Below are 11,040 nucleotides of genomic sequence, written 5' to 3'. Positions count from 1 at the left end.
CGTAACTGCCTTCACATGGCCCGGCAGAAGGCCGGGCGCACCCGGCTCAGCGGTAGTTCGGCATACGCCGCCGCATACGCCACCAGCTCAGACCCAGCGCGACGAGCAGCACGCCCACACCCGCCGCTACCGCCGAGGCGATCAGCGTCGTGTTGAAGCTGTCGTCACCGCTGGAGGCCGCGACCACCGCGCCGCCCTTGAGCAGGCTGCTGCCCTTGGTGTCGTTGACCTTCGCGAGCGGGCCACGGGAGCCGGACGTCGGCAGTGCCACGTACGGGAAGCTCTTGCCGAACTTCGCGTCGTTCTCGTTCACCGCGTCGCCCAGGTCGTTCTTCTGGCCGAGCAGTTCGCCCTCCACGACCTGGAGTGCGATGTCCAGTACGTCGTCCGACAGCCGCCGTCCGTTCGGGAACCCTGCGTTGTCGCCGTCCAGGACGCCCAGCCTCTTGGGGTGGGAGCTCGGCGGGATGGACGTGTTCAGCCGCAGCATCTCCGCCGGGCGGACGTGCGGGGGCTGGTTGAGCTTGTCGACTCCGGTCAGGAACACGGAGACCAGATCGGCACGCGGCTCAGCAGGGGCCTTGATCTTGTAGATCGCCTCGATCAGCTTCGGCAGCTCCGGCTTCTGGACGAAGTCGAGGAAGTCGCCGTCGTTCCACGGATCGGACGCGTTGAACTTGTCCTTGTCCTTCACCGGTATGACGACTTCGTTGACCAGCGGCATGCCGAGCCGCGAGACCTGGGAGAAGTGCCCGTTCGCGCCCTTGCGCTGCGTCGTCGACCAGATGCCGACGATCGGCTGCTTCTTCGACTGGCGGATGTGCGCCGTCGGCACCTGCAGGGCGATCGTGTTGATGTTGTAGCCCTTGAGCGTGTCGTTGCCGACCTCCGACAGGTTCGCGCCGTAGAGGAGGTCGAAGACCCGCAGATCCAGGAAGAACGGATCGTCGGCCTGTCCCGCGAACGTCGTGGCCCCGCTGGGCAGCTGATGCACCGCCTGGTCGCGCAGGGTCTGGTAGTTCGGCATGGACGCCTTGCCCACATTCGACGGCGCCACCGGCACATCGTCCGCGATCTGCGTACGGGACACCACCCGCTGCTTCTTCAGCTTCAGCAGCTCAATGTCGTACGTCTGAGTGATGTTGAGGTCCGGGTCGTCCAGCGAGGTGACCGGGCCGGTGTTGAACAGGAACGTATTGCCGTTCTTCACCTGGTCCTCGAAGGTCCATCGGAAGATCAGATCGCCCTGCGCGTCGCCGTCGCTGTCGATGTGGACGTCGTACTGGGCGTCGTCGCCGAACTTGTAGAAGTTCGGGCCGCCCGCCGGCTCCTGGAACGGCAGGAAGTTGGCGAGGATCGTGGTCGTGTCGGGTTTGTCCGGGCTGACGAACGCGTACACGTCCGTGTTGTCGTACTGAGGCTGCCCGGAGATCAGCGGGGCCTCACGGTGGCTGGAGGCCTGGGCAGTCCCGGGCTCCGCTCCGGTCGCACCGGAGGCCACGAGGCTTCCGGCGGCCAGCGCCACGCAGGTGAGTGCGGCGAGCCTGTTGCGCCCCCGCCCGCTGCTGCTGAATGCGGTCATCGGTTCCGTCCTTCGCGCGAGTGCTGATCGTGCTTCGATGTCAGTCATTCGTCACGGAGGGCCAAACGGATTGGTCGGTTGGGAAGATTTTTTTTCTGCCCCTTACCGAGCCGCTGACCAGGGGATTCGCCGCCCTGCTCGCCCAGTTCTCGCCCCGGCTGTCCAAGTCGCCCTGGAATCGGCATGTTTAGAACAAGGAGCGTCAACTCTCGTACCTGTGTGGTGAATCCTGCACGCGGGATACACGAGTGTCCCGTGGGAGCGATAGGGTTAACCTGCCCGGGCCGGGTGCCCTCGTACGGGTGGGGAGTGACATGGAACAGATAACGGTGCGGAGCAGGCCGCGAGTGCCTGCCATCACGTGTGGGAGCAGCGCGACCAGTTCGCGTCTCGACCGCCATCTCTCAGTGCTGGGCGGCCCTGCCGTCCCGCAGGGAGACACGGTGGAAGCGACGTCGCTGATGCGTGAGCTCACCTCGCGTGATGTCGCACACACCCGCAAGAGCAAGAGCGCGCGAGTCTCGCTCTTCGCGCCGCTTCGGCGGCTGCGTCGTTCGCTCTTCGGTACTCGTCGGTAGGGGCCGGGCACCGTCAGAACCCGCGGCTTCGCCTCGGCTTGAGCGGCGCCCGGCACTCCGCTCGTCGACGACGGCGCCGCCGCGCTTCCTTACCCGGGCGCGTCGGCGCGCTCTCCCCCGTGCCCGTCGTGCCTGTACTCCACGACCCCGCCCCGCGCTACGGCTGTGCGTCTTCGTCCTGGCCCGGACCGTGCACCTTCCAGAGGCCTACGGCTGACACGCGGCGACTTAGAGAAGCGCGAACTGCCCCTCCGGGCCCTCCTCGTGGTGGTCCAGCACCGAGGCCGGGCGGCGCGCCGCGTCCGGTACGGGCAGGATGCCCGCGCCGCGCAGCTCGGCCGCAGTGATCTGCGCGGAGCCGAGCAGCCCGGACGCCAAGTCCTGCTGCTCGGGCCGCAGTTCAGCCAGCAGCGCCAGCACCGTGATGAGCTCCAGCAGTTCCGATGTCCAGGGCTGTGGCCAGCCGGCCGGGCCGATCGCCTCCAGCGTGCCCGGCTCGGCGGTCGGCGGCGTCCTGCGGGCGAACCACTGCTCCAGTACCCGCACGCCGCTCACCTCGAAGTCCCACGCCTCGCCCGGCACGGGCGAGATGCGGCCCTCGTCCACGTACAGCGTCTCCTCGTCACGGTCGTAGACGAGTTCGGCCGGCCGGGCGGGAAACGGGGCGCGTACGTACGGTCGGCGGCCCCCGGGGAGTTTGGGCCGGTCGGCGTCGCCCTTGCCCCTGCCCCGCAGGTGCAGCCGGAGTATCCGGTGGCCGAGTTCCGTGCCGTACGCCCAGACCTCGCCGTCCGAGGGGAGCGGAACCGTACGGTCCGGCGTCCCGGCCGCCAGGGTCCAGGCGAGCAGGGATTCGGCCGTGACCTCGTGGCCGTAGCGGTCGGAGAGATGGTCGAGCAGAGCGGGCACGACATTGGGTTCGCGGCCTCCGGGGCGCCGGTACAGCGGGCGGATACGCCCGGGGCGCCCGGCAGGCGACCGCCCTTCGGGCAGTACGGCGGAGGCCAGCAGCGCGGGACCCGTCGCCCCGGGGACGTACCCCTGCTCCACGAGGAAGACCTGAGCCTCATCGGCGACCCGCCACAGCTCGGGGCGCGCGGCGTCGATGAGCCGGTGGTCCGGCAGCAGCCACTGCTCATCGAAGGGCGCGTGCAGGATGCGTACGGGCTCGGGGCAGGGGCCCGACTCGCGCGCCAGGCGGCCCGTACCCGTGGACTGGCCCGGCAGTTGGGTCACAGCGCTGCGCAGGGTGCGCGACCGCGTGGGGAGCAGCAGCGCCTCGCGCTCCGCCAGGGCCTCCGTACGTACGAAGGCGTCCCAGCGGGCTCTGAGGGAGGCGGCGTCCGGTGCCATCGGCCAGCCACGGCCCAGCCGCAGCGGCGCTACGGACCACGGCATGAGGTCCGCCAGCAGCGGAGCGGCGTCGTCGTCCAGCGTCACGGGGGCATGGTACTCAGCGCCGCTCACCAACGGCGGAATCAATACATTAAGTCAGGATACGAACACGGTGAGTGGGCTATACGGTTGTCTTTCCGTCACTCAACGCACCATGGAGGTGGTGGCGTATGACCGACATTGAACGGCCGCCGCCGGACTGCACCGACAGCCTGCGCACCTACGGAGCCGTCGTCCAGGCTTTGCGCGAACATGCCGGGCTCAGCCGGGAGGAGTTCGGCAACCTGGTGCAGTACTCCAAGCACACGGTGGCGTCCGTGGAGTTGGGGCGTCGGCTGCCCGACCAGGACTTCGCGGAGCGTGCGGAGGAGGTGCTGGGCAATACGGGCGCGTTGCGGAACGCGCTGAAGTTTGTGACGCGGCAGCCGGGGCTGGCGGCGTGGTTCAGGGAGTGGGCGCGGCTGGAGAAGCTGGCGGTGAGCCTGTGTACGTACGAGTGCAGGCTGGTGCCGGGCCTGTTGAGTTCGGACGGGTACACGCGGGCGGTGTTCGACAACAGCATTCCGCTGCTCACCGAAGAGGAGTTGGAGGCTCAGGTCGCTGCCCGCATGGAGCGGCAGAAGATGCTCTGGGAGCGGCCCGACGTGCCGTTCAGCTTCATCGTCGAGGAGTGGGTTTTCCGGGCGCGCCTCGGCGGTAAGGAGGTGATGCGGGGGTTGCTCGACCATGTCCTGGTGCTCAGCGCACGGCGCAATGTGACGCTGCAAATCATGCCCATGGACAGCGAGGTCCACGCCTGTCTGGCCGGGCCCTTGCAACTGCTGGAAACGCCCGAAGGCCGACGGCTCGCGTACTCCGAGGGACAGCAGAACGGCCGGTTGATCGCCGATGCGAAAGAGGTGAGTGTGCTTCAACAGCGCTATGACAAACTGCGCTCGCAGGCCCTCAACCCCAAAGACTCGCGGGACCTGCTGGAGAAACTGCGAGGAGAGCTATGAGCACGAATGAACTGGTCTGGTTCAAGTCCAGCTACAGCAGCCCCCAGGGCGACAGCTGTGTGGAGGTCGCCCTGTCCTGGCACAAGTCCAGTTACAGCAGCGACCAGGGCGACGACTGCGTAGAGGTCGCCTCCTGCCCCAGCACCATCCACGTCCGCGACTCCAAGTGCCACCAGGGCCCCCAACTCGCCCTCGCCCCCACCACCTGGGCCGCGTTCCTCTCGTACGCCAGTCAGTCCGCGTCCAGCGTCACCGTGAACGAGAAGCGGTCGCCCCGATAGTGGATGATCGCCACATCCAGAGCGCGCCCGTCCTTGCCGTACGTCACGCCCGTGTAGTGCAGGATCGGGCTCAGCAGTGGCACGTGCAGCAGACGGGCGGTCTCTGGGTTCGCGAGCCGCGCTTCCACGGTGTCCGTGATCCGGCTGATGTGTACGCCCACCACATCCCGTAGCACCTTCGTCATGGGCCACCACACCAGGTCATCCGGGTTGATGAGCTCGGCGACGTCGGGGCGGACGTAATTGCGCGCATGGTTTGTCGGTTCGCCCGCCTGCTCGTCGCCGCGCAGCCGGTGGTACGTCGCCACTTCGGACAGGTCCGGGAAGTGCTCGGCCAGTTCGGGGGGCACGGGTGCCCGGCCGTGGTCCAGCAGTTCCGTGTGTTCGCCCGACTGCTGAGCCACAATCGCGTCGATGGAACCCAGCAGTTGCCTCGGCGCACTGCGCCGCGCCCCGGGTTCGATGAACGTGCCGCGCCGCCGGTGGCGGCTGATCAGGCCCTCCTCCTCCAGCTCCTTGAGGGCTTGGCGCATGGTCAGCACGCTGACGCCGTAGTGCACGGCGAGCTGTTCCTCGGTCGGCAGACGCAGCGACGCTTCGGGCAGGCGGCCCAGTATCGATGCGCGTAGAGACTGGGAAACCTGGTACCAGAGCGGCAATTTGCGGTTCAGGACCAGCGAGTCGGGGGCGAAGGCGGTCACGTTTTTCTCCGAGCTACGGCGCTACTACAGCCTGAAGTGGCGCTGGAGACCCTGCCATACGTCGTCGTAGCTCGTCTGTAGATGTTCCGCGCTTGCTGCCTGCGTGGTTGCCGTCACCGGCCACCGGGTCTCGAACATGAACGCCAGGCCGTCGTCGATCTTCTGCGGCTTCAGTTCGGCGGCGCTCGCCCGGTCGAAGGTCTCACGGTCGGGTCCGTGCGCGGACATCATGTTGTGCAGCGAGCCGCCGCCCGGCACGAAACCGCCCTTCCCCGCCGCCTTCGCGTCGTACGCGCCCTCGATGAGGCCCATGTACTCGCTCATGACGTTCCGGTGGAAGTACGGCGGCCGGAAGGTGTTCTCGCCGACCAGCCAGCGCGGCGCGAAGACGACGAAGTCGACGCTCGCGAGGCCCGGGGTGTCGGAGGGGGACGTCAGCACGGTGAAGATCGACGGGTCGGGGTGGTCGTAGCTGATGGAGCCGAGGACATTGAAACGGTGCAGGTCGTAGACGTACGGCACGTAATTGCCGTGCCAGGCGACGACATCCAGCGGCGAGTGGTCGTACGTCGCGGCCCAGAGGTTCCCGCAGAACTTGTTGACGACCTCGACCGGCCGGTCCATTTCCTCGTACGCGGCGACGGGCGCGAGGAAGTCGCGGGGGGCCGCGAGGCCGTTCGCGCCGATCACGCCGAGGTCGGGGAGGCGGAAGGGCTGGCCGTAGTTCTCGCAGACGTAACCGCGAGCGGTTTCGTCCAGCAGCTCGACCCGGAAGCGGACGCCTCTCGGGATCAGGGCGATCTCGCCGGGGCGGGCGGCGAGCAGGCCCAGTTCGGTGCGCAGCAGCAGGCCGCCCTGCTCGGGGACGATCAGCAGCTCGCCGTCCGAGTCGCTGAAGACGCGGTCGGTCATGGAGGCGTTGGCGTGGTAGAGGTGCACGGCCATGCCGGTGCGCTGGGTCGCGTCGCCGTTGCCGCCGAGGGTCCACAGGCCGGCCAGCCAGTCCGTACCGGGGGCGGCGGGCTCGGGGAGGGGGTCCCAGCGCAGGCGGTTGGGGTCGGGCACGGACTCGGTGAAGGGCGCGCTGTCGAGTCGGCCGTTGTTGATACGGGTGAACGGGGGGTGGGCGGCGGAGGGGCGGATCCGGTAGAGCCAGGAGCGGCGGTTGTGGGCGCGGGGCTCGGTGAAGGCGGTGCCGCTGAGCTGTTCGGCGTAGAGGCCGAGAGGGGCGCGCTGCGGGGAATTACGGCCGGGGGGCAGCGCGCCGGGGATGGCCTCGGAGGTGTGCTCATTGCCGAAGCCGGGGGAGTGGCCAAGGCCCTGGGCGGTTTTGCGTGCCGCGTCGATGGCTGCCTGGTCGATGGCTGCCTTCTCGATGGGGGTGCCGTCGATGTCGCTCATCGTCCGCTCCTGGTGCCTGAGTGATTCCTATGGTCAACCGTAGGATTGACGGGGCGCGGCGTCAACGGGACAGCGGGCGTCACAGTGTCGTTTGGTGCGTTTCGCGACGAATGGGGTGGGTGTGTTGGCTATCTGGAGTGAATCAGCCAAATGGTGCCGTTGGTGCATTTTGTGGAGGCACTCCTCTCTCGGATCGCCCCCGTCACGTTCCGTAGTCGTTGATCGTGCGGCCGTGGCTTGGCGAATCCCCGTGAACTCAAAGGAGAGCCATGCGCGAGAGCCAAGACGTCCGCCGGTGCACCCCTCCCCGCCCGGCATACCACTCGGTATGCTCGGGCGAGACGTCCCGCACCGTCCGCCACCGCCCCGGGAGGGCCCATGTCCCGCACCGCCGCCACCCGCACCGCCCTCCGTATCTGCCCCCTCTGCGAGGCGACTTGCGGGCTGACCCTCACCATCGAGGGCACCCGTGTCACCGGTGCCCGTGGTGACCGTGACGACGTCTTCAGCAGCGGCTTCATCTGCCCCAAAGGCGCGTCCTTCGGCGAGCTCGACGCCGACCCCGACCGGCTGCGAGGCCCCCTCATACGCAAGGACGGCGAGCTCCAGGACGCCTCCTGGGACGAGGCGTTCGACCTGATCGCGGCCCGGATCCGGCCCATCGTCGAGGCGTACGGGGCGAACGCCGTCGGTGTCGTCCTCGGCAACCCCAACGTCCACACCATCGCGGGCGCGCTCTACCCGCCCGTACTGCTCTCCCTCCTCCGCACCCGCAATCTCTTCACCGCCGGCACCCTGGACCAGATGCCCAAGCACGTCTCCAGCGGCCTGCTCTTCGGTGCCGCCTTCGCCATCCCCGTGCCGGATCTGGACCGCACCGACCATCTCCTCCTCCTCGGCGCCAACCCCCTCGACTCCAACGGCAGCCTCTGCACCGCCGCCGACTTCCCCGGCAAGCTCAAGGCGCTGCGCCTGCGCGGCGGCACCCTCACCGTTGTCGACCCGCGCCGCACCCGTACCGCGCGCATCGCCGACCGGCACGTGCCCATCCGGCCCGGCACGGACGCCCTGCTGCTCGCCGCCCTCGCCCAGGTCCTCTTCGAGGAGAAGCTCACCGACCTGGGGCCGCTCGAAGAGCACGTCGAGGGAGTGGCCGAAGTCCAGGCAGCGGTACGGGAGTTCACGCCCGAGGCCGTCGCGCCCGCCTGTGACATGGACCCCGAGCAGATCCGTACGATCGCGCGCGAGCTCGCCGCCGCGCCCACCGCCGCCGTATACGGACGCATCGGCAGCAGCACCGTCGAGTACGGCACCCTCGCCAACTGGCTGATCGACGTGCTCAACATCCTCACCGGCAACCTCGACCGCCCCGGCGGCGCGCTCTTCCCACTCTCCGCCACCGAACGCGCGCCCCGTCCCGCCGCCCCCGGCAAGGGCTTCGCGCTCGGCCGCTGGGCCAGCAGGGTCAGCGGCCACCCCGAGGCCAAGGGCGAACTGCCCATGGCGGCGCTCGCCGAAGAGATCGACACCGAAGGCGACGGGCGTATCCGCGCGGTGATTTCGATCGCCGCCAACCCCGTCCTCTCCGCCCCCGACGGCGACCGCCTCGACCGCGCGCTCGCCGCGCTCGACTTCATGATCAGCGTCGACCCGTATCTCAACGAGACCTCCCGCCACGCGGACGTGGTCCTGCCCCCGCCGCCGCCCTCCCAGAGCGCCCACTTCGACTACGCCTTCAACGCCTTCGCCGTACGCAACCAGGCCCGCTACAGTCCCGCCGCCATCCCGCTGGAGGACGGCAGGATGGACGAGTCCGAAATCCAGGCCCGCCTGATCCTCGCGGTGAGCGGAATGCACGGCGCGGAGCCGTCCGCCGTCGACGACATGGTCATCGAGAACACGCTCGCCAAGGCGAGCGCGCCCAAGGAGCTGGCCGAGCAGCTCACCGGCCACAGCGGACCGGAGCGGCGACTCGACATGATGCTGCGCCTCGGTCCGTACGACCTCACCCTCGACAAGCTTCTGGAGAACCCGCACGGGATCGACCTCGGTCCTCTCCAGCCCCGCATCCCGCAGCTCCTCAAAACCCGCAGCGGACGCATCGAGCTGCTGCCCGATCCCATCGCCGCCGATCTGCCCCGGCTCCGGCGCGCACTCACCGAGCCGCCCGCCGCCCTGGTCCTCGTCGGGCGCCGCCATCTGCGTTCCAACAACAGCTGGATGCACAACGTCGCCACACTCAACGGCGGCTCCAACCGCTGCACACTCCAGGTCAACCCCGCCGACGCGGCACGGCTCGGCCTCGTGGACGGAGCCCCGGCGCGGATCGCGGCGGCGGGCGGGGAGCTCGAAGTGCCGGTGGAGATCACCGACGCCGTACGGACGGGAGTGGTGAGCCTGCCGCACGGCTGGGGGCACGACCGGCCCGGCACCCGGATGGCGGTGGCCGCCGCCCGCCCCGGCGTCAACGTCAATCAGCTGCTCGACGGCTCGCGCCTCGACCCGCTGTCCGGCACCGCCGTGCTCAACGGCTTCCCCGTCGATGTAGCACCTCTGCCGTGACCCCGTTCTGAACTGGGCTTTAGCTCGTATTGCTCACGCGTCAACACCTTGTTAACGGCTCATGGCGCGACCTAACGTCATGCGCACCGCCGCTCCGGCTGGGAGTTCAATGGTGAACGTTAGGTGTCCCACATGCTGACAATCCTCGGCTTCGCCATGATTGCGACCTTCTTGGTCCTGATCATGATGAAGAAGATGTCGCCGATCGCGGCGCTGGTCCTCATCCCCGCCCTCTTCTGCGTACTCGTCGGAAAGGGCGCGCACCTCGGCGACTACGTCATCGAGGGCGTCGGCAACCTCGCCCCCACCGCCGCGATGCTGATGTTCGCGATCGTCTACTTCGGGGTGATGATCGACGTCGGCCTCTTCGACCCGATCGTCCGGGGCATCCTGCGCTTCTGCAAGGCGGACCCGCTGCGCATCGTGGTCGGTACGGCACTGCTCGCCGCGATCGTCTCGCTGGACGGCGACGGCTCCACCACCTTCATGATCACCGTCTCGGCGATGTATCCGCTCTACAAGCGCCTGAAGATGAGCCTGGTCGTGATGACCGGTGTCGCCGCCACAGCGAACGGCGTGATGAACACCCTGCCCTGGGGCGGCCCCACCGCCCGCGCCGCCACCGCGCTGAAGGTGGACGCGGGCGACATCTTCGTCCCGATGATCCCGGCGCTCGGCGTCGGACTGCTCTTCGTCTTCATCCTCGCCTACGTACTGGGGCGGCGTGAGCGCAAGCGCCTCGGTGTGCTGACGCTGGACGACGTACTGGAGACGGAAACGGAGACGGTGACCGAGACGGAGACCGTGCTGGTCAAGGCGGGTGGGGGTGCCGACGAGACCCGTACGACCACCGGTGGTGCGGGAACCTCGGACCACGAGGACGAGGACGACGACTTCCAGGGGCTCGACCCCAACCGCGCCTCCCTCCGCCCCAAGCTCTACTGGTTCAACGCCGGGCTCACCGTCGCCCTCCTCACCGCGATGATCATGGAGCTCCTCCCCATCCCGGTGCTCTTCCTCCTGGGCGCGGCCCTCGCCCTCACCGTCAACTACCCGAAGATGGCCGAACAGCGGGCCCGTATCGCCTCCCACGCCGACAACGTCCTCAACGTCACCGGCATGGTCTTCGCCGCCGCCGTCTTCACCGGCGTCCTCACCGGCACCGGCATGGTCAAGCACATGGCCGACTGGCTCGTCTCCGCCATCCCCGAGGGCATGGGCCCGCACATGGCCATCGTCACCGGCGTGCTGAGCCTCCCGCTCACCTACTTCATGTCGAACGACGGCTTCTACTTCGGCGTCCTGCCCGTCCTCGCCGAGGCCGGGGCCGCCCACGGCGTCTCCCCGCTGGAGATAGCCCGCGCCTCCCTCGTCGGCCAGGCCCTGCACATGTCGAGCCCGCTCGTCCCCGCCGTGTACGTCCTGGTCGGCATGGCGAAGGTCGAGTTCGGCGACCACACCAAGTTCACGGTCAAGTGGGCCGCGCTCACCTCGCTGGTCGTCCTCGCCGCCGGAATCCTCTTCGGAATCATCTGACGTGAG

Annotated in this window: 9 protein-coding genes; 5 read left to right on the top strand and 4 right to left on the bottom strand. The window is 68.6% G+C overall.

Annotated features, from left to right (window positions below):
- Window positions 1-46: 46 nt before the first annotated feature.
- Window positions 47-1,582, bottom strand: coding sequence for a DUF4331 domain-containing protein (locus ACIHCQ_RS08660; RefSeq protein WP_399659109.1), 1,536 nt, complete (start codon window positions 1,580-1,582; stop codon window positions 47-49).
- A gap of 314 nt (window positions 1,583-1,896) precedes the next feature.
- On the opposite strand from ACIHCQ_RS08660, the gene ACIHCQ_RS08655 reads away from it, so the two are divergent.
- On the top strand, window positions 1,897-2,160 hold the full coding sequence (locus tag ACIHCQ_RS08655) for a hypothetical protein (protein WP_399659107.1): 264 nt from the start codon (window positions 1,897-1,899) through the stop codon (window positions 2,158-2,160).
- 228 nt (window positions 2,161-2,388) lie between these two features.
- Here the strand turns inward: ACIHCQ_RS08655 and ACIHCQ_RS08650 are convergent, their stop codons facing one another.
- Complete coding sequence (locus tag ACIHCQ_RS08650) at window positions 2,389-3,600, bottom strand: type ISP restriction/modification enzyme (protein ID WP_399659106.1); 1,212 nt, start codon at window positions 3,598-3,600, stop codon at window positions 2,389-2,391.
- 125 nt (window positions 3,601-3,725) lie between these two features.
- Between ACIHCQ_RS08650 and ACIHCQ_RS08645 the strand changes: the two genes are divergently transcribed.
- Window positions 3,726-4,553, top strand: a complete 828-nt coding sequence (locus ACIHCQ_RS08645; protein ID WP_399659104.1) for a Scr1 family TA system antitoxin-like transcriptional regulator — start codon at window positions 3,726-3,728, stop codon at window positions 4,551-4,553.
- Entirely contained in the window at window positions 4,550-4,834 is a 285-nt protein-coding gene (locus ACIHCQ_RS08640) for a DUF397 domain-containing protein (RefSeq protein ID WP_399659102.1), read from the top strand. The genes ACIHCQ_RS08645 and ACIHCQ_RS08640 overlap by 4 nt, the downstream gene beginning before the upstream one ends.
- On the opposite strand, the gene ACIHCQ_RS08635 is transcribed toward ACIHCQ_RS08640, so the two are convergent.
- Entirely contained in the window at window positions 4,786-5,535 is a 750-nt protein-coding gene (locus tag ACIHCQ_RS08635) for a GntR family transcriptional regulator (RefSeq protein WP_399659101.1), read from the bottom strand. The genes ACIHCQ_RS08640 and ACIHCQ_RS08635 overlap by 49 nt on opposite strands.
- Before the next feature lie 24 nt (window positions 5,536-5,559).
- Window positions 5,560-6,936: a homogentisate 1,2-dioxygenase gene (gene hmgA, locus ACIHCQ_RS08630; protein ID WP_399659099.1), complete on the bottom strand. Its 1,377-nt coding sequence runs from the start codon at window positions 6,934-6,936 to the stop codon at window positions 5,560-5,562.
- A gap of 378 nt (window positions 6,937-7,314) precedes the next feature.
- On the opposite strand from hmgA, the gene ACIHCQ_RS08625 reads away from it, so the two are divergent.
- Together ACIHCQ_RS08625 and ACIHCQ_RS08620 are read left to right on the top strand one after the other, a co-directional pair.
- Window positions 7,315-9,498, top strand: coding sequence for a molybdopterin oxidoreductase family protein (locus ACIHCQ_RS08625; RefSeq protein WP_399659098.1), 2,184 nt, complete (start codon window positions 7,315-7,317; stop codon window positions 9,496-9,498).
- A 132-nt stretch (window positions 9,499-9,630) separates the two neighbouring features.
- Window positions 9,631-11,034 (top strand): CitMHS family transporter, encoded by a 1,404-nt coding sequence (locus ACIHCQ_RS08620; RefSeq protein ID WP_399659097.1) that lies wholly within the window; start codon window positions 9,631-9,633, stop codon window positions 11,032-11,034.
- Window positions 11,035-11,040: the final 6 nt, after the last annotated feature.

This window comes from Streptomyces sp. NPDC052236 (assembly GCF_044548015.1).
GTDB lineage: Bacteria > Actinomycetota > Actinomycetes > Streptomycetales > Streptomycetaceae > Streptomyces.
Note: the sequence above shows the minus strand (reverse complement) of the source record. Positions and strands in the feature narration are given on the sequence as shown.

Coding starts and splice junctions, on each gene's coding strand:
- ACIHCQ_RS08660 (WP_399659109.1), bottom strand. CDS start 1,582: ATGACCGCATTCAGCAGCAGCGGGCGGGGGCGCAACAGGCTCGCCGCA.
- ACIHCQ_RS08655 (WP_399659107.1), top strand. CDS start 1,897: ATGGAACAGATAACGGTGCGGAGCAGGCCGCGAGTGCCTGCCATCACG.
- ACIHCQ_RS08645 (WP_399659104.1), top strand. CDS start 3,726: ATGACCGACATTGAACGGCCGCCGCCGGACTGCACCGACAGCCTGCGC.
- ACIHCQ_RS08640 (WP_399659102.1), top strand. CDS start 4,550: ATGAGCACGAATGAACTGGTCTGGTTCAAGTCCAGCTACAGCAGCCCC.
- hmgA (WP_399659099.1), bottom strand. CDS start 6,936: ATGAGCGACATCGACGGCACCCCCATCGAGAAGGCAGCCATCGACCAG.
- ACIHCQ_RS08625 (WP_399659098.1), top strand. CDS start 7,315: ATGTCCCGCACCGCCGCCACCCGCACCGCCCTCCGTATCTGCCCCCTC.
- ACIHCQ_RS08620 (WP_399659097.1), top strand. CDS start 9,631: ATGCTGACAATCCTCGGCTTCGCCATGATTGCGACCTTCTTGGTCCTG.